Source organism: Rhodococcus sp. Eu-32 (genome assembly GCF_003336925.1).
GTDB classification, from domain to species: Bacteria; Actinomycetota; Actinomycetes; order Mycobacteriales; family Mycobacteriaceae; genus Rhodococcoides; species Rhodococcoides kyotonensis_B.
In genome coordinates this window covers 67,941-87,658 of sequence record NZ_QGNK01000006.1, presented here as the reverse complement: position 1 = coordinate 87,658, position 19,718 = coordinate 67,941, and the positions used below count along the sequence as shown (strand labels likewise).

The 19,718-nt window shown below is 63.9% G+C and carries 23 protein-coding genes and 1 tRNA gene; 19 read left to right on the top strand and 5 right to left on the bottom strand.

What is annotated here, in order from left to right; all coding sequences use genetic code 11:
• Nucleotides 1-44: 44 nt before the first annotated feature.
• Nucleotides 45-479 carry a VOC family protein gene (locus DK926_RS09320; RefSeq protein ID WP_114330185.1) on the top strand — a complete coding sequence of 145 codons (435 nt, stop codon included), beginning with the start codon at nucleotides 45-47 and terminating at the stop codon, nucleotides 477-479.
• A gap of 1,228 nt (nucleotides 480-1,707) precedes the next feature.
• Here the strand turns inward: DK926_RS09320 and DK926_RS09305 are convergent.
• A complete protein-coding gene (locus DK926_RS09305) occupies nucleotides 1,708-1,974 on the bottom strand; it encodes a PASTA domain-containing protein (protein WP_165839547.1) in 267 nt (88 codons plus the stop codon).
• 119 nt (nucleotides 1,975-2,093) lie between these two features.
• Between DK926_RS09305 and DK926_RS09300 the strand changes: the two genes are divergently transcribed.
• The 11 genes from DK926_RS09300 (at nucleotide 2,094) to DK926_RS09255 (ending at nucleotide 11,383) form a co-directional block, all read left to right on the top strand.
• Nucleotides 2,094-2,711 (top strand): trimeric intracellular cation channel family protein, encoded by a 618-nt coding sequence (locus tag DK926_RS09300; protein ID WP_114330181.1) that lies wholly within the window; start codon nucleotides 2,094-2,096, stop codon nucleotides 2,709-2,711.
• 44 nt (nucleotides 2,712-2,755) lie between these two features.
• The gene (locus DK926_RS09295) at nucleotides 2,756-3,442 is read left to right on the top strand and encodes a response regulator transcription factor (RefSeq protein ID WP_068423894.1); all 687 of its coding nucleotides are present in this window, start codon (nucleotides 2,756-2,758) and stop codon (nucleotides 3,440-3,442) included.
• Nucleotides 3,442-4,893 carry a HAMP domain-containing sensor histidine kinase gene (locus DK926_RS09290; RefSeq protein ID WP_068423896.1) on the top strand — a complete coding sequence of 484 codons (1,452 nt, stop codon included), beginning with the start codon at nucleotides 3,442-3,444 and terminating at the stop codon, nucleotides 4,891-4,893. The genes DK926_RS09295 and DK926_RS09290 overlap by 1 nt, the downstream gene beginning before the upstream one ends.
• A gap of 107 nt (nucleotides 4,894-5,000) precedes the next feature.
• Nucleotides 5,001-6,440, top strand: a complete 1,440-nt coding sequence (locus tag DK926_RS09285; RefSeq protein WP_114330180.1) for a trypsin-like peptidase domain-containing protein — start codon at nucleotides 5,001-5,003, stop codon at nucleotides 6,438-6,440.
• A gap of 89 nt (nucleotides 6,441-6,529) precedes the next feature.
• Complete coding sequence (locus DK926_RS09280; protein WP_206031301.1) at nucleotides 6,530-7,027, top strand: MogA/MoaB family molybdenum cofactor biosynthesis protein; 498 nt, start codon at nucleotides 6,530-6,532, stop codon at nucleotides 7,025-7,027.
• A gap of 11 nt (nucleotides 7,028-7,038) precedes the next feature.
• A complete protein-coding gene (locus tag DK926_RS26845; protein ID WP_167674253.1) occupies nucleotides 7,039-7,206 on the top strand; it encodes a hypothetical protein in 168 nt (55 codons plus the stop codon).
• A 548-nt stretch (nucleotides 7,207-7,754) separates the two neighbouring features.
• Nucleotides 7,755-8,426 carry an MspA family porin gene (locus tag DK926_RS09275; RefSeq protein ID WP_114330179.1) on the top strand — a complete coding sequence of 224 codons (672 nt, stop codon included), beginning with the start codon at nucleotides 7,755-7,757 and terminating at the stop codon, nucleotides 8,424-8,426.
• A gap of 166 nt (nucleotides 8,427-8,592) precedes the next feature.
• Entirely contained in the window at nucleotides 8,593-9,024 is a 432-nt protein-coding gene (locus tag DK926_RS09270; RefSeq protein WP_114330178.1) for a hypothetical protein, read from the top strand.
• A 158-nt stretch (nucleotides 9,025-9,182) separates the two neighbouring features.
• Complete coding sequence (locus DK926_RS09265) at nucleotides 9,183-9,956, top strand: MspA family porin (protein WP_165839546.1); 774 nt, start codon at nucleotides 9,183-9,185, stop codon at nucleotides 9,954-9,956.
• 340 nt (nucleotides 9,957-10,296) lie between these two features.
• Nucleotides 10,297-10,914, top strand: coding sequence for an MspA family porin (locus DK926_RS09260; protein ID WP_114330176.1), 618 nt, complete (start codon nucleotides 10,297-10,299; stop codon nucleotides 10,912-10,914).
• Between the two features lie 163 nt (nucleotides 10,915-11,077).
• Entirely contained in the window at nucleotides 11,078-11,383 is a 306-nt protein-coding gene (locus DK926_RS09255) for a hypothetical protein (RefSeq protein WP_114330175.1), read from the top strand.
• 82 nt (nucleotides 11,384-11,465) lie between these two features.
• Here DK926_RS09255 and mscL read toward each other — a convergent pair whose 3' ends face one another.
• The gene (mscL, locus tag DK926_RS09250; RefSeq protein WP_068423902.1) at nucleotides 11,466-11,948 is read right to left on the bottom strand and encodes a large conductance mechanosensitive channel protein MscL; all 483 of its coding nucleotides are present in this window, start codon (nucleotides 11,946-11,948) and stop codon (nucleotides 11,466-11,468) included.
• A gap of 218 nt (nucleotides 11,949-12,166) precedes the next feature.
• Between mscL and DK926_RS09245 the strand changes: the two genes are divergently transcribed.
• Nucleotides 12,167-12,835: an MspA family porin gene (locus DK926_RS09245; RefSeq protein ID WP_068423904.1), complete on the top strand. Its 669-nt coding sequence runs from the start codon at nucleotides 12,167-12,169 to the stop codon at nucleotides 12,833-12,835.
• 51 nt (nucleotides 12,836-12,886) lie between these two features.
• Nucleotides 12,887-13,612 (top strand): MspA family porin, encoded by a 726-nt coding sequence (locus tag DK926_RS09240; RefSeq protein ID WP_084423658.1) that lies wholly within the window; start codon nucleotides 12,887-12,889, stop codon nucleotides 13,610-13,612.
• Here the strand turns inward: DK926_RS09240 and DK926_RS09235 are convergent, their stop codons facing one another.
• From DK926_RS09235 to DK926_RS09225, 3 genes are all read right to left on the bottom strand, one after another.
• On the bottom strand, nucleotides 13,613-14,266 hold the full coding sequence (locus DK926_RS09235; protein WP_114330174.1) for an SAF domain-containing protein: 654 nt from the start codon (nucleotides 14,264-14,266) through the stop codon (nucleotides 13,613-13,615).
• Nucleotides 14,267-14,354: 88 nt separating this feature from the next.
• Entirely contained in the window at nucleotides 14,355-14,687 is a 333-nt protein-coding gene (locus DK926_RS09230) for an FmdB family zinc ribbon protein (protein ID WP_084423665.1), read from the bottom strand.
• A gap of 143 nt (nucleotides 14,688-14,830) precedes the next feature.
• Nucleotides 14,831-15,409 carry a 5-formyltetrahydrofolate cyclo-ligase gene (locus tag DK926_RS09225; protein ID WP_207890783.1) on the bottom strand — a complete coding sequence of 193 codons (579 nt, stop codon included), beginning with the start codon at nucleotides 15,407-15,409 and terminating at the stop codon, nucleotides 14,831-14,833.
• 95 nt (nucleotides 15,410-15,504) lie between these two features.
• On the opposite strand from DK926_RS09225, the gene DK926_RS09220 reads away from it, so the two are divergent.
• The 5 genes from DK926_RS09220 to DK926_RS09200 all read left to right on the top strand — a co-directional run bounded on the left by DK926_RS09220 (nucleotide 15,505) and on the right by DK926_RS09200 (nucleotide 19,662).
• Nucleotides 15,505-16,446 (top strand): UTP--glucose-1-phosphate uridylyltransferase, encoded by a 942-nt coding sequence (locus DK926_RS09220; RefSeq protein ID WP_114330173.1) that lies wholly within the window; start codon nucleotides 15,505-15,507, stop codon nucleotides 16,444-16,446.
• A gap of 34 nt (nucleotides 16,447-16,480) precedes the next feature.
• Nucleotides 16,481-17,740, top strand: a complete 1,260-nt coding sequence (gene glp, locus DK926_RS09215) for a gephyrin-like molybdotransferase Glp (RefSeq protein ID WP_068423910.1) — start codon at nucleotides 16,481-16,483, stop codon at nucleotides 17,738-17,740.
• Nucleotides 17,741-17,821: 81 nt separating this feature from the next.
• On the top strand, nucleotides 17,822-18,469 hold the full coding sequence (locus tag DK926_RS09210) for a GNAT family protein (protein WP_114330172.1): 648 nt from the start codon (nucleotides 17,822-17,824) through the stop codon (nucleotides 18,467-18,469).
• A gap of 223 nt (nucleotides 18,470-18,692) precedes the next feature.
• Complete coding sequence (gene glpR / locus DK926_RS09205; RefSeq protein ID WP_114330171.1) at nucleotides 18,693-19,487, top strand: gephyrin-like molybdotransferase receptor GlpR; 795 nt, start codon at nucleotides 18,693-18,695, stop codon at nucleotides 19,485-19,487.
• A 102-nt stretch (nucleotides 19,488-19,589) separates the two neighbouring features.
• A tRNA-Ala gene (locus DK926_RS09200) sits at nucleotides 19,590-19,662 on the top strand.
• Nucleotides 19,663-19,718: the final 56 nt, after the last annotated feature.

Sequence of the window (19,718 nt, the reverse complement as noted above, 5' to 3'; positions counted from 1 at the left end):
TGCAAAGCCTGCCAGACCGCGGCCTCAGCCGTCAGAATGGGTGGATGGACCAGCGCATTCACTTCACGACGCTTGCCACCCCCGACCTCGACGCTGCCCGCGCCTTCTACCGTGATGGCCTGGGTTGGACGGCCCTGTTGGACGTCCCCGGTGAAATCTTGTTCTTCCAGATCGGCCCAGGGCTGGTCATGGGGCTGTTCGACGCGCAGAAGTTCACGGAGGACCTTGGGCACGACGGTGGCCCGGCAAAGGTCAGCGGGTTGACGTTGTCGCACAACGTCGACGGTCCGGCCGAGGTCGACGCGATCGTCGACCGAGCTGTCAAGGCCGGCGCGACGCTGGTGAAGCCACCCCAGCAAGCGGCGTTCGGTGGTTATCACGGGCACTTCGCGGACCCGAACGGTGTGCTGTGGGAAATCTGCCACAACCCGGGCTTCTCCATCGCCGACGACGGGACCGTTCGGCTGCAGGAACTGTAGCCGCCCCCCAGGCGCGCAGGTTGCAGCGGATGCGCAGGTTGCAACATGCGCGCCGGCTGGAAGGTGCGCGCGGGGTGAGTTTTGGTCGAATCCTCACCCCGGTTCTCGATTCTCAAGCGATGCATCGAGTGAGGATTAGGATTCCGCATGAGCCTGCGGTGCCCCGGTCGTTCATAGCCGGGAGCGGAGCTACCTCGGGCCCTGCGCCGAGATTCCCGACGCGTTCTCCCGATCGGTATCTGCAGTGTCGGTGAAGAACTTCCTGAATACCGCTTGCATAGCCATGACAACGTCGATGTGACTTTGCAGCACGTCGACGAGGTTGTTAGGACCGCCTGCTGCCTTCTCGGAGAAACGTGTCGCAAGACTAATTCCGGATGGAAGGCTTCCGAGCCCCTTTACGTCTGCTAGCAGACCCGCTTCAAGTTGGTGGTCGGAGAGCTTGGAGAGGAAGTCGGTGCACGCGTAATCACACTTTCGAGCCGCCTCTGGCGACAAGTACAGTTGCCCGGACTCCGCGGCGTCTGATAGCGAATTCCAATATGCGACAGCGGGATCCATTGGATTCATAGGGGCTCATCTCGTATGGGGCGGGAAGGAGGCCAACAGGTCAGTTGCATGCGCAAGCAGTACCGTGCATGGGTCGAGCTTTGCGCGTTCGCTGCCTATGACATCGACCGAGGTTTTGATTGTTCCGTCTACCGATGCCATTGCAAGGTTGCAGTTCTCAGGCTGACCACGGATGTTCGTTCGGTAGCGAACTGCCTGTCGCTCTTGCACAGCTACGTCGATGACGTCTGAGTATGTCGAGTCCGCACGGGCATCGTCGAGCGTGTAGTCATTTGAGAATCGCACACTGAAGAAGTACCAAGGTGTGCTAATCGGGCCCCGCCAAGCGCACATGGTCCAGTCGTCAACGACCACACCAGCGGACCACGTTTTCTGGCTCGCCGGATCCAACCCCGTCCCCGCGATGGCGTCTGCGGGGATGCTGCAGGGATCCCAACGCTCCTGAGGCACCCCCCTGACCTCGACCCCATCGACGCCGCCCCCACATCCGGCGATGAAACAAGTCACAGCAGCGATCACCGCCCACCGTTTCCGCATCGGCCCCCCCTCGTCGCTGTCGAGGGTTTAGACGCAGAGGCAGGCGGCGCGGTTCCATGGCGTAGTCGGCCGAGAAGCCGCATCCGGCCCTGAACGACCACTATCGACCCACCACGACGGCTCAGTCGCTCGGCACCAACAAGATCACCGTCGTGTCCTCGTCAGCCAAGGTTCCGGCTCGGGGCGTCGTACCGGCGACCAGACCCGTCGCATCGGGGGAGCTGGCGATCACGTTGTCGAAACCGGCCTCGCTGAGTCTTTCCGTCGCACCGAACACCGACATCCCCGTCACGTTGGGTACCCGGATCAGCTCATCAGCCTGTGCGACCCCGGCCGCGCCGAACGATACGGCTGCCGCGACCACCACACCCGCCACAACCTTTCTCATCGAAGTTCTCATGTCCCCATCGTCATCCGCACCTGGGACGGCCGGCAGCGTTCGAGGTACCAAGCCCATACCGATCGACTCTCGGAGGTCACAGCCGAGTCAAGTGCGACCATTACCCCGTGCTCGTAGATGTCCTCGGTTATGTCGGTATCGCCGCGTTCGCGGCCTCCGGCGCGTTGATCGGTGTCCGGAAACGCTTGGACCTGTTCGGCGTGTGCGTCGTCGGAATCACGACGGGCATTGGCGGCGGCATCATCCGCGACCTTCTGCTGGGCATTCATCCGCCGACGTCGCTCGACCAGTGGCCGAACATCGCGGTGGCGTTGGCGTCGTCGCTGCTGGTGTTCGTCGCGCATCCCGCCATGAGCCGGGTACGTCGTGGCGTCCTGATCTTCGACGCATTCGGAATGGGCCTGTTCGCGTCGACGGGTGCAACGATCGCCCTCGACACCGGCGGTAGCTCACTGGCCGCCTGCCTCATCGGTGCGACGACGGCGGTCGCCGGTGGCGTCATCCGTGACGTCCTGGTCAACGAGGTTCCGTTGTTGCTTCGTCGTGACCTCTATGCGGTGCCCGCGTTGCTAGGCTCGACGACGGTAGCGGCCGTCGTGGGCTTCGGGTGGCCCGTGAACATCGGACTGATCGCGGGGACCGTCATCGCGACCGGCCTGCGCCTTCTTGCGCTGTGGCGACGCTGGAATTTACCCATTGCCCGACGTTTGCCCGCCGAAGACTAGGACCCTCTCAGACATATCTCAGTCCGTCGGGCCAAACTGTAACGATGCGCATCCTGGTTGTCGACGACGATCGAGCCGTCCGCGACTCGCTTCGGCGGTCCCTCACCTTCAACGGTTACACGGTCGAGCTCGCTGTCGACGGCTTGGATGCACTCGAGAAGATCGCGGCGGCTCGCCCCGACGCGTTGGTTCTCGACGTCATGATGCCCCGCCTCGACGGCCTCGAAGTGTGCCGCCGGCTGCGCAGCACCGGCGACGACCTTCCGATCCTCGTCCTCACCGCCCGCGACTCGGTGTCCGAGCGCGTGGCAGGTCTCGACGCGGGTGCCGACGACTATCTGCCGAAGCCTTTCGCGCTCGAAGAACTTCTCGCTCGACTCCGCGCCCTTCTCCGTCGCACGGCGATGGAAGCAGGCGAAGAATCGGAAGCGATGGAATTCGCCGACCTCTCGCTGGACCCGGTGACGCGCGAAGTCACACGCGGCGGCCGGTCGATCAGCCTGACCCGCACCGAGTTCTCCCTGATGGAGATGCTCATGATGAACCCGCGTCGAGTTCTGACGCGCAGCCGCATCCTCGAAGAGGTGTGGGGCTACGACTTCCCGACGTCGGGCAATGCCCTCGAGGTGTACGTCGGGTATCTGCGTCGCAAGACCGAGGCCGACGGCGAGCCGCGCCTGATCCACACTGTCCGTGGTGTCGGATACGTTCTCCGCGAAACGCCTCCGTGATGGTCGCTCCTTTCGCTCGACGGCCTCCTGGCCCACTCACCACCGACTCGTCGATGCGTCCCCCGATGCCGTTGACCCGGTCGGTGTCGCTGCGTTGGCGCGTGACGCTCCTCGCTGCGTCGGTGGTGGCCATCGCCGTCGCGGTGATGGCGATCGCGGCCTACGCGGTGGTGTCCCGCGCCCTGTACGGCGACGTCGACAACCAATTGCGGAGTCGCGCAGACGCGTTGATCAACAGCAACGTCGTCACGTTCGACCCGCGGTACGTGGCCGGTGCGACGCTGTACAGCACCGATGTGTCCGTCGCACTGATCTTCCCGGACCTCACCAAGTACGTCCCGCCTGGCTCGAAGGTGCCGATCGGCGAGGACGAGATCGCCGTCGCCGAGGGCAAGGTCGACAGTTCGCTGCGCACGGTCGACGGACAACGCGTCCTCAGTCAGCGTGCGATGGACGGCAGCGCGATCGTGATCGCCCAAAGGCTCTCTCCCACAGGGCAAGTGCTCGACCGGCTCGCGTGGGTTCTGCTCATCGTGGGCGGCTGCGGTGTCGTACTCGCAGCAGGGGCGGGAATGGCCGTCGGCAGAACAGGCCTGCGGCCGATCGCGCGGTTGACCGCGGCAGCCGAACGCGTCGCGCGCACCGACGACTTGACGCCGATTCCAGTAACTGGCGACGACGAGTTGGCCCGGCTCACCGAGAGTTTCAACACGATGCTTCGGGCTCTCGCCGAATCCCGTGGGAGGCAAAGCCGTCTCGTCGCCGACGCCGGTCATGAACTCCGGACGCCGTTGACGTCGCTGCGAACGAACATGGAGTTGCTGATCGCGTCGGGACGTCCTGGGGCGCCGTCGATTCCGGACGAAGACATGGCAGAACTGCGGTCCGATGTCGTCGCACAGATTCAGGAATTGTCGACGCTCGTCGGCGATCTCGTCGACCTGGCCCGTGAGGATGCGCCCGAGACGGTGTTCGAGCGGGTCGATCTTGCCGACGCCGTCGAACGCAGTCTCGAGCGTGCGCGACGTCGCCGCAACGAGATCGAGTTCAAGGCCGTCCTCGAACCGTGGTTCGTGTACGGCGATCAGGCGGGACTGTCACGCGCCGTACTGAACATTCTGGACAATGCGGCCAAATGGAGTCCTAGTGGCGGTGAGGTGCGCGTCATCATGCGTCAGATCGGCAATGGGCTCATGGAATTGACCGTCGACGACGCAGGTCCCGGTATTCCGGAAGAGGACCGCGAGCTGGTGTTCGAGCGCTTCTACCGTTCGACGGCGTCTCGCTCGATGCCGGGCTCCGGGCTGGGTCTCGCGATCGTGCGTCAGGTCGTCATCAAGCACGGTGGGACGATCGGCGTCGAGGTCTCGGACCGTGGTGGGGCGCTGATTCGGGTCGTCTTGCCTGGTGAAAGTGGTATCGACCCGTCTGGAACAGTCTCGGCAAACTGATAGCTCTGTCTCAGCGCGCTCTCAGTCCCGCACGGCAAAGTAGTCGTTAACAAGGCGGGCGACCTCGTCCTCAGGGCGAGGTTTCTACTGAAAGAAGCGACAAGCCGATGACCGACGATCGTAGAGACTCCGAGCAGAACGACTCCGAGTCCACGCAGCAGCATCCGACCCAACAGAATTCGGCACAGCAGAATTCGACCCAGCAGTTCCCGACGCAGCAGCACGCACCGCAGGGTGGGTACGGCCAGCAGGCCGGACAATACGGTCATTCCGCCTACGGCCACAACGCTTATCAGCAGCCGAACTACGGCTACAACCAGCAACACGCTGCGCCGCAGAATCACCAGCCGTCGCAGCAGGCCCCGGCAGCCGTCAAGAGTCGGCCGGGTCGCACCACGCTCGTGGCCGGAGCAATCGCCCTGGTCCTCGTCGGAGGTGGAATCGGCGGTGCTGTAGGCGCTCTGGCTACGAATGGTGCCAATGGCACTGGCGCGGCGACCAATTCGCTGAACTCGACTGTCACTGCAGCGCAACCGGCCGCGAACATCCCGGACGGCTCGATCCAGGCCGTCGCGAACAAGGTGTTGCCGAGCGTCGTGCAGATCCAGGTCAAGGGCAGCAAAGCAGAGGGCGAGGGCTCCGGCGTTATTCTGTCGTCCGACGGCCTGATCCTCACCAACAACCACGTAGCGACGGGTGCGGGCGCCAACGGCAAGCTGACCGTGGCCTTCTCGGACGGATCGATTGCCGACGCAACGCTTGTCGGCGCCGACGCGGTCTCCGACATGGCCGTCATCAAGGCCGAAGGCAAGAGCGATCTGACGCCCATCGAGCTCGGCACGTCGTCGAATCTGCAAGTGGGACAACAGGTCGTCGCGATCGGTTCCCCGCTCGGTCTCGCCGGAACCGTCACCACGGGCATCGTGTCCTCGCTGAATCGTCCGGTATCCACGAGCGGCGAGTCGGGCAATCAGAACTCGGTCATCGACGCGATCCAGACCGACGCGGCCATCAACCCGGGCAACTCGGGTGGCGCACTCGTCAATACGGACGGGCAGCTGATCGGTATCAACACGGCCATCGCGACGCTCGGCGGCAGCGAGTCCTCCGGCACGCAGAGCGGGTCCATCGGCCTCGGCTTCGCGATTCCGGTCGACCAGGCCAAGCGGATAGCCGACGAGCTGAGCAAGACCGGCAAGGCCACGCAGGCCATGATCGGCGTCCAGGTGCCGTCGCAGGATGATGCGAACGGTGCGACGGTCGTCGAGGTCACCGAAGGCGGTCCGGCGGCGTCGGCAGGCATTCCGAAGGGCGCGGTCATCACCAAGGTCGACGACCGCGTGGTCTCGAGCGGTGACGCCCTCATTGCCGCGGTGCGGTCGCATGCACCCGGCGACTCGGTAAAGATCACCTACACCGAGGGTGGCAACGAGAAGACTGTGGACGTGACGCTGGGAACCGCCGAACCGCAGACCGCGTCGGTCCAGACACCGTCCTCGACCTCGCAGTCGCCATTCGAGATCCCTGGCTTTCCCGGAGGCCGCTGATGCTCTCGGACACCGAGCGCCTGGCGACCGTTGCAACGATTTACGCACAGCGTGAGACCGAGCAGAGGGCTACTACTACGGTGAGCAGTATGGAACTCGAGACCCCTCTGGCTGGCCGAGCGTTGGTCGTGATCGTCGACGACCGCACCGCGCACAGTAATGGACAGGATTCGACCGGCCCGCTGGTAACGGAACTCCTTACCGAAGCAGGTTTTCTGGTGGACGGAGTCGTGGCTGTCACGTCGGATGAGGTGGATGTTCGTAACGCTCTCAACACTGCCGTGATCGGCGGAGTCGACCTCGTCGTGTCGGTCGGAGGCACCGGGGTGTCTCCGCGCGACGTCACCCCGGACGTGACCGCCGAGATCCTCGACCGTGAGATTCCTGGCATCAGCGAGGCGCTGCGTTCGTCCGGGCTTGCAGCTGGAGCGATGGACGCAGGCCTGTCTCGGGGGCTCGTCGGAGTGTCGGGAAGCACCCTCGTCGTCAATCTCGCGTCCTCGCGCGCGGCGATTCGCGACGGCATGGCCACCCTGACCCCGCTGGCGAGCCAAGTGATCGCAGAACTGTCCGGGCTCGATGCTTGACCGCACCTGACATGACAGAGAAGAACAACGACGAGAGCCGGGCCCGTATCGATCGGGCCCGGCTCGCTCGCATCTTCGGGGACGTCCTGCCCGACACGACGAGCGATGAGCGCTCGCGCCGCGACGAGGGCACGACGGACGATTGGTTCGATCGAGAGCGCCCCCCGCACCACTTGTGATGTGATCCACAACACATTTGGAAATGTAAATCACATCCGTGTTGGGCGAACGTTTACCTGGTGTTAGCGGGACGCGGCCCGCGGTGCCGAGCTTTCGGGTTCGAATCACGATGAGCAGAAGTGCGTCCCAAAAGACCGATTGATCCGCTTCTCGCCCGTCCCCTGCAATGTCTGCCCATTTCAGAGCCGTTTCAACTAGCGGTGAGGTTTGTAACGGAACGGCAACAACGCCCATTTTGTGACGCAGGTTACCCGCAAGTATGGTGTGAAAGCCGTTCACACACAGGAAACACATCACGATTCGGCCATGTTTGGCGCAGGTTCGTAGGGATTGTCACGATCCGGCAACTCCTCTAATGTTCCCCTCAGCTTCGGCAGCAAGGGCTGGAACACACGCTCCGAGCCCCTGTGTCGGGACTACTTACGAACGTGATCCCAGGATCTAGTTCTGCTCGGGAACCTTCGGCAACATGCCGACTGGCCTCGAGGGTGCAAGCCACAAGCTTCCCGTGCGAACGCGCTTGGGACTGAACATGATGAGGATTTAAATGACGGAGATCCAGAAGCCGCGGCGCAGCCGTGGACTGAAGTCCATTGCCGCAACGGTCGTTGCCGGCGCTTCGGTTGCCGGCCTGGTGCTCGGTACCGGAACCGCGTCCGCTGCAGTTGACAGCACCAACACGGTCGTCGACGCCAACGGCAACACGATCACCGTGTCGCTGTCCGACACCTTCATCAACAGCGTTCCGCCGCTCGACGGTAACCCGCTCACCCGTGAGTGGTTCGCCAACGGCGTTGCCGGCTGGACCGTCACCGGACCTGACGCCGACGACTTCGAGGGCACGGTTGCTGTCGGCTACCAGGTCGGCTACCCGGCCAGCCTCGGCGGCTCCATCACGTTCAACTACTCCACCCCGACGCTTGACCTGTCGGCGGACAAGGACGGGCTCGCCGCTGGGTTCGGCAACCTGATCCCGCAGGCTGGTTTCGAGGCTGAGATCGCTCCGGGACCGGGCATCGTCGACGCCACTGCAGCTTCGGGTGAAATCCAGGGCACCAGCGGCGACGCTGAAGGCGCTTCGGGAACCATCCAGATCGCCAACGCTCACGGCACCGCGACCGGCATCCTCGGCAACGTCCGCGTTCGCCCGTACGTCTCGGTCACCAGCTCCACGGGTGACGTTGCTGTCACCTACGGTGTCCCGTGGACCTTCAACTGATCTCGATCGGTTGATGACAGCCTCATCCCAGCGCTGACGCGCTGAATAGAATCGGGCCCGACCGGATCTTTCCGGTCGGGCCCGATTTTCGTGTTCTTCCTCGTATACAAAAGAGACCGTCCGCCGAGCTGGTGCGCTCGAGCGTGCGAGAAATGGCTGATACTTCATGCGCTCCACATTGATTCCAGTAGTTGCCGTTTCGGCGTTGCTCGCTCTCGCGGGCTGCAGCAACGACTCGGGCGGTGACTCGGGTTCGGGCGCAAATGCAGATGCGTGCCAGCAATTCGCGGCGGCGTACGACGAGTTCACTGAACTCACCAAGGCAGGCCCCGTCGGTGGTGACGTCGACGCTTGGACCGCGGACAAGGATGCTGCCGTCGCGAAGTTCGCGCCGTTGGGTGACCAGGCCGAAGGTGGCGTGAAAGAGAAGATTCAGACTTTGGTGACTGCTCTTCCGGCCGATTCGCTCGAATTGACCGAAGCGGACAGCGAGTCCGGTCAGGCATTCGTCGACAACTCTGCCGCTGTGTCATCGGCGTGTGAAAGTGACGGCACCGCAATAACACTCGCCGAGTTCCCACTCCAGAAGTTCAACTGACTTGCGCATGAAACGTAGTCCACGAATTTCATAAAATCTGCGGTATGGTAAACAAGTCTCAAACTTGAGGAGACGTACAGTCGGCCGCGCACTCCATTCTGTGTCGGTCGCTTCCAATGCCGGGTAATGAAATCCGGAACGTGAGGGGTGTTTTGAACATGCAGATCGGTGCGCGTTCGCGCGCAGTTGCGGTGGTCTCGGCGGGAGTCCTGGCCTCGGTGGTTGGATCCGGTGTCGCGCAGGCGGATGTCAACCGCGTCGACTCGTTCGTTGACGGAAGTGGAAATACCGTTACGGTGACGCAGTCGGACACGTACATCAACGGTGTTGTTCCGCTCGACGGCAGCCCGCTGACACGCGAGTGGTTTCACAACGGCCGGATCGCAGTCGCTGGTGCGGACGATTTTGCCGGAACTGTAAGTGTGGGGTACCAGTTCGCCTACCCGATGAGCATCGGCGGATCGATCAATATCTCGTTCGACACCCCGAGCCTGACGGCCAAGGCAAAGCAGAAGACCGAGACCGTCAAGCCTGAACCGACCACAACGTCGCCTGTAGAAGACGAAGACGAAGGCGACGCTGGCGCAGACGAAGGCGACGCTGGCGCAGATGCAGGCGACGCCACCGTTTCTGCCGCTGAGGATGGGGCTCCTGCAGCCACTACCAAGACAACGACCACGGTCGAATCAGAGCTCGTTGTCACGTCTCCTCGTACCGCATCGCAGCTGACCATCGCTCCCGGCCCCGGTACTCAGGAAGTCGAGGTTGCCGCTGGTGATGTCTCGGGTGCGCTGTCCGAGCTCCAGTTCTCCAACATCCACGGCACGACCACGGGTGTGCTCGGCAACCTGACGATTCGTCCGTACGTCAAGGTCACCGCTGACGATGGCTCGTCAGTCGTCTCGTACGGGGACCCGCAAACCCTCGGCTGACCACTTGCTGACTGCGTCCGAAATCTGGACGCAGTCAGCAACGCCATGCTCCGATAGCCCGTCGGCACCGATCTCGGTGACGACGGGCTTTTCGTTGTGGCAGAACGAGCGCTGCTCTCGAAGTGGCTATCGCGCAAGCACTTTCACCGGCCCCGATGTTCAAGCGCCCGGTCCTGGTTGGTGACGTGGTTCACAAAACTGACCGGCATGTTCGGAGTTAGGTTAGGTTAAGGTTACTTCATCCTCAAGCATGAGGTACTGATTGGGTCCTCGCCATTCAAGGCGAGATGTCCTGTATCCGAACGGATTTAGCGTTCGGCTGGGAAGGGGTAGTCCGAAAATGGCTTCGAAAAATGGTCGGCGCGTGATGGCCGGAGGTGTGCTCGCACTCGCCGCAGCTCTCGCGACAGCGGGCGTTGCGCAGGCCGGCGTCGACAGCGTCAATAGCATCACCGATAGCGGAAATACCATCGAGGTGACGCAGCTGGACACGTTCATCAATGGCGTTGCGCCGCTCGACGGCAGTCCTCTAACCCGCGAGTGGTTTCACAACGGACGAGCCTCGGTAGCGGTGACCGGCTCGAACGCAGTCGATTTCGACGGCACTGTCAGCGCTGGATATCAGATTGCGTATCCGATGAGCTTGGGTGGTTCGGTGACGTTCGAGTTCGAGACACCAGAGGCGACGGTGACAATCGATTCCGCGGTGAAGCCCAAGGTGGTTATCTCGGCGCCGACGGTCGGCTTCAATGCTGCAATCGCTCCGGGGCCGGGCGTCACCGAGGTCGAGGTGGCGTCGGGATCCGCGTCGGGAGAACTCACAGAAATCCAGTTCGCGAACGTCCATGGGACCGCTACGGGAATTCTGGGCAACGTGACTGTGCGGCCCTACGTGAAGGCAGTGTCGTCGAGCGGCAGCACCGTGGTGTCGTACGGCGCGCCGTGGCGGCTGAACTAACAGACGCCTCGGCGCTGTGCTCGACCAGACCCGTTTCCGTTTCAAGTGCGGAAACGGGTCTTTTGCCCTTTGTGCACGGACTCGATCTGCGCGAGAGTGAATCGAGATTGCACGTATTCGTGTTCCGGACCGCGCACGCAGTCCGTCGGACAAGGGGGCTGCGATGTGGAACAAGGGTGTCTTTGCGATGGGGGCGGCAGGGTTGCTGGCGCTGGGGGTGAGTGGGGTGGCTCAGGCTGTGCCCACCGGCCCACCTCCGTACGTGGTGGGGATGGAGTTGGATGACGCCATCGGAACGCTCGCGGTGGCCGACTATCAAGGTGTGGTCAGCACGCGTATCGGTGGGGGTGATGAATGCACGGTATTGAGTCAGTCGCCTACGACGCGGCCGCCGGACTTCGAGAACGAGTTCGAAGGCGAGTTCACTATCCTTCTGGGCGTCCGATGCGGCGTCGAAGAGGACGACTGAACCCCGCAGCAAAGAATTTCGAACGAAAAGCCCGCTTTCCCGGGGAATACGGGAAAGCGGGCTTTTTGGATTCCGTCGAAAGTTATGGCTTCGCGTGCTGACCGCTGGGCGCCGAACCGTCGGTGTCGCCGATTGCCTCGCCGCTGCCGCCGGTGTCGTCGGCGGGCGTCGACAGTTTCCGTCCGACGTCGGTGCCGCCGGCCAGGATGTCCCGGATCTGGACGAGGACGTCGACGTCACTCAGTTCCTTCTCGGGCTGGCTGACGAAGCGCTTCTTCGCGGTGTTGACCGGAAGGATGAGGACGAAGTAGACGACGGCGGCGATGATGATGAAGTTGATCGCCGCGGTCACGACTGCGCCGACGTTGATGAAAGTCTCTGGGCTGGAGGTGATCTGGAAGCCCCAGCCGTATTCGTTCGACCCGCCGATCGCGGCGACGAGCGGGTTGACGATGTTGTTGGTGAACGCGGTGACGATGGCCGTGAACGCTGCACCGACGACCACTGCGACGGCGAGGTCGACGACGTTTCCGCGAAGCAGAAAATCTTTGAACCCCTTGAGCATGAACCCTCCCGGATGTCGATGGTGCGGACGAGATGTTGACGCTCCCCACGAGGCTAGCCCACGTGAGGACTGCTTGAAAATGTATGTATTTCCCCGATACAGCAAAATTAATGGACTCTTGTCAATGACTGTGAGGCATTCGTCCCGTATCCTTCCCCGGGAGAATGTGCCTCGTTTCTCGGTTCGAGGTAGTCGGAGTCGTGCTTTTAAGGGGAACCATGGGAAAGTCTCGTTCGTCGGCGCTGCGCAGGTTCGGCCGCCTGGCCTCGATCGGTGCGGCAGCGGCAGTAGCCGTCGGATTGATGTCGCCTGGTGCGGCCAACGCCGAAACCTTCGTCCCGCTGCCGGGTGGTGAAAAGGTCGCCGGCCCGTACAAGATCGCCCGGTTCGACGAGTCCGCCAAGGTCGCCCCGCAGATCGCGTTCAACGGTCTGAACCGCAACGCATGGGCAACGGGCACCGCTCTCGCCGAGGTCCCCGCAGGCTCGACGGGCACGCTGAAGACCGGCTACCTCGTCGGCTGCCAGCTCGACATGACCGACCTCGAACTCGGCCTCGAAGCGGGCGCGGGCATCGAAGGCGGCAACACCAACATCGTCACGCTGTTCCCGATCCCGTTCCTCATCGGCGGCGCCGGCTGGACCGAGAACACCATCGAAGGCGGCGCGGAGTTCAACATCCCGCTGCAGGACCGTGAGGTCGCAGCCGTCGAGATCGCGTCGAAGGACGTCACCGGCCCCACGACGGCCATCCAGTACCAGGACGTCGGCATCTCCGTGCAGAACTGCGGCGGATACGCACAGGCACGTGCGTACACCACGCTCGAGCTGACCGGAAACTACCGCTACAAGGGCACGCTGTACGGCCAGCCGTTCAGCATCGGCTGATCGATGCGCTCCCCAGACTTCGCACGAACCTCACGACGGGATGGAAAGACGTTGAAGAACAACAAGACTGCGGCTGTTCGTATGGCAGCCGTCGGTGCGGTGGGTGCCGTCGCGATCGGTTTCTGGTCCGCGGGTGCGGCAAGCGCCGACACGTTCGTACCGCTGCCGGACAACGAGATCAGCAAGACCCTGATCGACGGCACGACCGTCACGGTCAAGGGCTTCGGCCAGAGCGGACTCATCTCGCCGTCGATGAGCGCGACCCCGACACAGCGCAACGTCTGGGTCACGGGTAACTACACGGTCGAGACGTCCAACGCTACCGGCGGAAAGATCGAGCCGGGATTCCTCGTCGGATGCCAGGTCGACTTCGGTGCAGGCATCGGCGGCGGCGCCGGCGCATCGTTCGGACAGGGCAACACCGTGGAGATGGATCCCGGAAACCCGTTGTCGCTCAGCATCGACCGCACCCAGCCGAACACCTACAACATCGGTGCAGGCGTCTACCTGGACCTCGCGCCCGGTCAGCTGAACGACGTCAAACTGGTCGGCGACGAGACCACGGCCACGATCGACGGCGTCGACGTCGCCACCCAGGTCGACAATTCCTTCTCGTTCGACGGCAACGGCGGCGGATTCACCTACGCCGACGAGACGCTGAGCGTCGCAGGCTGTGCCGGGTTCGCCGAAGCCCGGTCGTACGTCGACGTCACCATCGAGACGCCGACCGTGACGTCGACCGTCACGCTGTGGGGACAGCCCTTCAGCATTGGCTGATCAGTGCAGTGTCACGGTCAGTGAGCTGACCAACGACGCGGCGGCCACGGTCGTCGCGTCGTCGGGGCGCATCGCAATCAGCACGACGCGGTCGCTGCCGCGTTCCCGCGCGTCCTTCGGTGACACGAGTACGACGACCGATCGCGTCGCCAGAATCCGTGCTGCCTGATCCTCGGTGCCGCCGACGGTCAGGACGTCGACCGTGTCGCCCTCACGCAGCAGATCCGTCACGCCTGCGTCGGTGAGTCGGATCGGAACGATCCTGGCGTCGGCTGTGCCCAGCGCGGCCCCGGCGAGCCGGGAACCGAGCAGTCGGACGTCGGTGAGTGGTTCGCCGGCACGAATCGGACCAGCGACGGTGTGATCCGTCGCGTCGGCGATGTCGGTGAGGGCGCCGGACGGCGTCGAACTGGGGTCGAATTCGGCGAGACGGACGTCGGCTTCGGTCAGCGGCTCACCCGGCGCAAGATCGCGAGCGGCGACGACGACGGCCGCCCGATCACTCGCGGACGCGTCTTTCACGAACAGGACCACCGCGACGAGCGCGAGTACTCCCGCGACGATGCGACGAGCCGTCGCAGTCCGAGTCCAGCCAGGTCGGAGCAGAAGCCGATCGAGCAGAGTGACGTCGAGTCGCGATGATCGCTGAGGCATGGCGTCACGCTAGCGGGGGAGCGGACCCCTTAAAGCCGCCACAGGCCCCGGCTGTGGATAGCCGGGGCCTGTGGATAAAGCCGAAAATCTACGAGCTGGCAGCAGCTGTCGATGTCGTCGAGGAGGACGAACTCGACGACGTGCTCGATGTCGAGGAAGTGCTGGTAGACGTCGTCGACTCGGTCTTGGTGCTGGACTTGTCGCTCTTGGACTCGCCCGCACTCTCGCTGGCCGTGCTCGATCCGCCGCGGCTGTCGGTCCGGTAGAAGCCGCTGCCCTTGAACACGATGCCGACCGAGTTGAAGAGCTTGCGCAGCTTGCCGCTGCACTGCGGGCAGACGGTCAACGAATCGTCGCTGAACGACTGCACGATGTCGAATCGGTTGTCGCACTCGGTGCAGGCGTACGAATAGGTGGGCATCGATGTTCCTCCGCGCTGGTCCACTGGTCACCAAGGAGACGTCGCCTTACTCGGTCGAGACCATGGTGTGCCGAAAAACTGCTGAAAACTGCAAGAGCATTAGCACTCTACAGTCAAGACTGCCAACACAGCGATTCGGTCGGCTATTCCTCGCTCAACGTCACGAGTCCGTGCGACGGCGTGAGCGCATGCGTCGCGCGACGATCGTGCGGTTCCTCCGGTAATTCGTCGACCAACTCCCCGTCTCGGACTACCGCCGCGATCGGAACGCCCGGTCCGACGAGGTCGAGCGTCCTGTCGTAGAACCCTGCGCCCCGGCCCAAGCGAACGCCCCGAAGATCGACCGCCAGAGCGGGTACGAACACGACATCGCACCTGCTCACGGACCCTGGGTCCAGTATTTCTCCGGTCGGTTCGAGCAATCCGTACCGAGCGGATCTGAGGCTGTCTCGGCCTGTGTACTCTGCCCAGTGAAGCGGCCCTGGTTCACGTGCGACCGGCACCAGAACCTCATTCGATTCTCGGCGTAACGCGTCGAGCAGATCGAGTGAACCGGGCTCGCTGCCGACCGGCACGTAGGCCGCCACCGCGGTGGTTCGTCGCGCCGAATCGGCTGCGGCATGACAAAGTTTCATTGATTCTGCGACGCGAACGTCGGCTTCGACAGTGCGGCGAGAGGCCAGTATTCGGCTGCGCCATTCCTGTTTCGAAATCGGCGTCACGGGGTCTCCAGAGACATGGATTCGAGTTTAGGCAAGCAGGGAAGCGTCAGAACATGCGGAGCAGATCCGCAGGGACCATGGATAGGGTGGGAAGCATGACAGAAGCCGCGACAGCAGCAGCACGCCATTTTCGGACGGCGATCGTTCCTGCAGCAGGAATGGGAACTCGCTTTCTGCCTGCAACGAAAACGGTTCCGAAAGAATTGCTGCCGGTCGTCGACACACCGGGAATCGAACTCGTCGCGGGTGAAGCCGCCGACTCCGGTGCTCAGCGTCTCGTGATCGTCACCTCGCCGGGCAAGGACGGCGTCGTCGCGCACTTCGTCGAAGACCTCGTTCTCGAAACCAAGCTCGAGGCCAGCGGCAAGCTCAAGATGCTCGAGAAGGTGCGCGTCGCACCCGCGTTGCTCGACGTCCAGTCCGTCGTACAGAACGAGCCCCTCGGTCTCGGGCACGCTGTCGCCTGCGCCGAGGAAGTCCTCGATGACGACGAGGATGCGGTCGCCGTTCTGCTTCCCGACGACCTGGTTCTCCCACGCGGCGTCCTCGACGTCATGTCGCGCGTGCGTGCCAAGCGCGGCGGAACTGTGCTGTGCGCGTTCGAGGTTCCCGAGGAGAACGTGTCGTCGTACGGCGTCTTCTCCGTCGAGACGGTTCCGGACGCCGTCAACCCCAACGTGCTCAAGGTCACCGGCATGGTCGAGAAGCCGAAGCGCGAGGAGGCGCCGTCGCTGTTCGCCGCGGCGGGTCGCTACCTGCTCGATCGAGCCATCTTCGACGCGTTGCGACGCATCGAGCCCGGCGCGGGCGGCGAGCTGCAGCTGACCGACGCCATCGCGCTGCTGATCTCCGAGGGCCACCCGGTTCACGTCGTCGTCCATCGAGGATCCCGACACGACCTCGGAAATCCCGGGGGATATCTTCGTGCTGCGGTTGACTTTGCTCTCGAACGTGACGATTACGGGCCTGCGTTGCGTGAGTGGCTGACCGAGCGTCTGAGCGACGATTGGGCGCCGCAGCTCACCAGCTACGAGTAGGCCCGACGTATGACCGGATAGAGGAAGGGCCACATTGCGCTCGGTTGAGGATCAGCAGACCCGGGTGACCGCTGCGGCGGTAGCTCCACGACCGGTTCGGGTGGCGATCTCCGAAGCGCAAGGTCTCCTCTGTGCGGAAGAAGTGGTCACCGAGCGGCCGTTGCCCGGGTTCGATCAGGCTGCAATCGACGGTTACGCGGTCCGCAGCGTCGACGTCTCGGCAGCGGGCACCGATCTGCGCAACGAGGACGACGAGCGCATCGACCTGACGTTGCCGGTCGTCGGCGAGGTCACCGCGGGTTCGCGGCAACCGATTCGGTTGCAGCCGCGTCAGGCAGTGCGCGTCGACACCGGCGCCCCGTTGCCCACGCTCGCCGACGCGGTTCTGCCGCTCGACCGGACCGACGGCGGCCATGCGCGCGTCAAGGTGTTCCGGCCGGTGCGGTCGGGCGACTACGTTCGCAAGGTCGGTGACGACGTCCAGCCCGGCGACGTCGCAGTGCGGTCTGGAACCATCATCGGTGCGGCTCAGGTGGGTCTGCTCGCCGCCGTCGGCCGGGACAAGGTGCTCGTGCATCCGAGGCCGAGGCTGTCGGTCATCTCGGTGGGCGGCGAGCTCGTCGATATCGATCGCACGCCCGGCGCGGGCCAGGTCTACGACGTCAACTCCTATGCACTCGCCGCAGCGGCCCGTGACGCCGGTGCCGACGTCAACCGCGTCGGCATCGTCAGTACCGATCCGAAGCGACTGCGCGAGGTCGTCGAAGGTCAGTTGATTCGGTCCGAGATCGTCGTCATCGCAGGCGCTGTCGGCGGAGGCGCGTCCGACGGTGTCCGAGAAGCACTCTCGGACCTCGGCGATCTCGAAGTCGAGCGCGTCGCGATGCATCCCGGATCCGTGCAGGGCTTCGGACAACTGGGTCGCGACGAAGTGCCGACGTTTCTGTTGCCCGCAAATCCCGTCAGCGCGCTCGTCGTGTTCGAGGTGATGGTGCGTCCGCTGATCCGAATCGCGCTCGGACGTCGACAGCCCATGCGCCGCATCGTCACTGCGCGAACCGTCGCGCCCATCACGTCGATCGAGGACCGTAAGGGCTTCCTCCGCGGACAGCTCATGCGCGACGAGGCCACCGGCGAATATCTCGTCCAAGCACTCGGCGGGGCGCCCGGGGCGTCGTCGCACCTGCTCGCGACGCTCGCCGAAGCGAACTGTCTCGTCGTCATCGACCCGGACGTCACCGAAGTGCGTACGGGTGAGGAAGTGGACGTGTCCTTCCTGGCGCAGCGGGGGTAGGCGACTGCGTCGCACGTGCGCGCGAATGTGTAGCGGGCTATACATTTCTGCGCACGTGGGCGGAGCGCCTAATATCGACTGATGCCGCGCACGTGGTCGAGCCACCCTGGTTGGCCCGCGAAACTTGGACCCCTCACCGTTGCTGCGGGCATCGTCACCGTGCGTCCCGTGCGTCTGCGCGACGCGGCCGCCTGGAGTCGCCTGCGGATCGGCGACCGCGAACATCTCGAGCCGTGGGAACCGACCGGCGAGGGTTCGTGGGAAGCGCGACACCACATTTCGTCGTGGCCCGCACTGTGTTCCGGGCTGAAGTCCGAAGCCCGTAAGGGACACATGATCCCGATGGCCATCGAGATCGACGGCGAGTTCTGCGGACAGATCACCGTCGGCAACATCGTGCGCGGCGCGTTACGTTCGGCGTGGATCGGGTACTGGGTCGCCAAGGAAGTCAACGGGCGCGGCGTTGCGACAGCAGCATTGGCGCTCGGGCTCGACCATTGCTTCGGTGCCGTCGGACTGCATCGCGTCGAAGCGACGGTGCGTCCCGAGAACCTGGCCAGCCAAGCCGTACTGCGCAACGTGGGCTTTCGCGAGGAAGGACTGCTGCGCAGGTACCTCGACGTCGACGGCCAGTGGCGGGACCACCTTCTCGTCGCGATGACCGTCGACGAGGTTCAGGCCACCGTCGCGGATCGCTTGGTGCGCACGGGCAGAGCTGCCTGGGCCTGACGTCCCACCAGCGACCGCGTCGTCAGGAATTCCACGTCTGCGGCGCCCGAGTGGGACACCACGCCCACTGGGGCGCCGCCTGACACTGCAGGCTCGAGACTGATGTGACTAAAGTGACGTGAGTGTAGTTCTGGTCGGCGCGTCTACCCGGTTCCGCCGGTGTAGCCGCCTAGCCTGATCAGGTCACCGTTGTCGCAGCCGACGAACAGGAAGGAACGCCGGAATGCCCAACTCGATCATCTGGATCGGTCTGGTCGCCATCTGGCTGTTCGTGCTGCTCCCGATGATGATGAGCAAGCGGCCGCGCATCATGCAGACGTCCGATGCGGCGCTCGCCACGCGGGTTTTGCATCGCGGCGGCAGCAAGAAGCCCGCCCGCGGTCCCGCCGTAGGGCATGCGAGCGACCCAGATTGGCGACCCGAATACGACGAGCGAGTGTCGGCGCCCGCGAGCGTCGTCTTCGGGCGCAACGTACCGAGAATCGACGCGGAGGACCCGATGGACACTCACGCAGAAGCCGAGGACACCGATCGGGACGACGTGGACGAGCGTGCCTACGTTCCGAACCGTCGCGGACGCGGTGGATTCGACCCCGAAGCCGACGCGATCGCCCGGGCCGCCAGATACTCGTTCCGTCAACGTGCCGTTCTCGGACTGGTTTTCGCGATCATCGCGTCGGGTGCGCTGGCCGTCATCGTCTCGTCGATGTTGTGGTGGGTGTGCGGACTGACCGTCGTCGCCCTCGCCGGATACATGTACTACCTCCGTCGCCAGGTGCAGATCGAGCAGGAGATCCGCCGACGGCGCATGAACCGGATGGGTCGATCGCGCCTCGGCGTCGAGTCCCGCACCGACGAGGAACTCAGGCTCGTGCCGCAGCGACTGCGCCGGCCGGGTGCTGTCGTTCTCGAAATCGACGACGAGGACCCGCAATTCGACCACCTCGATCACTACGAGGAGCCGTTCCAGCAGTCCGCTCCGGTGCACGACGACATCCGCCGCGCATCGGGGGCGTGATTCCGGTAGGAGTGCCGTCGCTACGTCGACGAAGGCGACCCCGAATTTCGTGGATCGAGCAGTGCTTTGGTACTGTTGCGCAGCGCGGTTCACCGACCGCGAGGGGCTGTGGCGCAGTTGGTAGCGCGTCTCGTTCGCATCGAGAAGGTCAGGGGTTCGATTCCCCTCAGCTCCACCCCAACAGTAAGGCCCGGTCGACAGGCGTCGACCGGGCCTTACTGCGTTCAGTGC

Bases quoted from the DNA above. Each gene is read 5' to 3' on its own strand.
- DK926_RS09320 (WP_114330185.1), top strand. From the start codon at position 45: ATGGACCAGCGCATTCACTTCACGACGCTTGCCACCCCCGACCTCGAC.
- DK926_RS09305 (WP_165839547.1), bottom strand. From the start codon at position 1,974: ATGAGAAAGGTTGTGGCGGGTGTGGTGGTCGCGGCAGCCGTATCGTTC.
- DK926_RS09295 (WP_068423894.1), top strand. From the start codon at position 2,756: ATGCGCATCCTGGTTGTCGACGACGATCGAGCCGTCCGCGACTCGCTT.
- DK926_RS09290 (WP_068423896.1), top strand. From the start codon at position 3,442: ATGGTCGCTCCTTTCGCTCGACGGCCTCCTGGCCCACTCACCACCGAC.
- DK926_RS09285 (WP_114330180.1), top strand. From the start codon at position 5,001: ATGACCGACGATCGTAGAGACTCCGAGCAGAACGACTCCGAGTCCACG.
- DK926_RS09280 (WP_206031301.1), top strand. From the start codon at position 6,530: ATGGAACTCGAGACCCCTCTGGCTGGCCGAGCGTTGGTCGTGATCGTC.
- DK926_RS26845 (WP_167674253.1), top strand. From the start codon at position 7,039: ATGACAGAGAAGAACAACGACGAGAGCCGGGCCCGTATCGATCGGGCC.
- DK926_RS09275 (WP_114330179.1), top strand. From the start codon at position 7,755: ATGACGGAGATCCAGAAGCCGCGGCGCAGCCGTGGACTGAAGTCCATT.
- DK926_RS09270 (WP_114330178.1), top strand. From the start codon at position 8,593: ATGCGCTCCACATTGATTCCAGTAGTTGCCGTTTCGGCGTTGCTCGCT.
- DK926_RS09265 (WP_165839546.1), top strand. From the start codon at position 9,183: ATGCAGATCGGTGCGCGTTCGCGCGCAGTTGCGGTGGTCTCGGCGGGA.
- DK926_RS09260 (WP_114330176.1), top strand. From the start codon at position 10,297: ATGGCTTCGAAAAATGGTCGGCGCGTGATGGCCGGAGGTGTGCTCGCA.
- DK926_RS09255 (WP_114330175.1), top strand. From the start codon at position 11,078: ATGTGGAACAAGGGTGTCTTTGCGATGGGGGCGGCAGGGTTGCTGGCG.
- mscL (WP_068423902.1), bottom strand. From the start codon at position 11,948: ATGCTCAAGGGGTTCAAAGATTTTCTGCTTCGCGGAAACGTCGTCGAC.
- DK926_RS09245 (WP_068423904.1), top strand. From the start codon at position 12,167: ATGGGAAAGTCTCGTTCGTCGGCGCTGCGCAGGTTCGGCCGCCTGGCC.
- DK926_RS09235 (WP_114330174.1), bottom strand. From the start codon at position 14,266: ATGCCTCAGCGATCATCGCGACTCGACGTCACTCTGCTCGATCGGCTT.
- DK926_RS09230 (WP_084423665.1), bottom strand. From the start codon at position 14,687: ATGCCCACCTATTCGTACGCCTGCACCGAGTGCGACAACCGATTCGAC.
- DK926_RS09220 (WP_114330173.1), top strand. From the start codon at position 15,505: ATGACAGAAGCCGCGACAGCAGCAGCACGCCATTTTCGGACGGCGATC.
- DK926_RS09210 (WP_114330172.1), top strand. From the start codon at position 17,822: ATGCCGCGCACGTGGTCGAGCCACCCTGGTTGGCCCGCGAAACTTGGA.
- glpR (WP_114330171.1), top strand. From the start codon at position 18,693: ATGCCCAACTCGATCATCTGGATCGGTCTGGTCGCCATCTGGCTGTTC.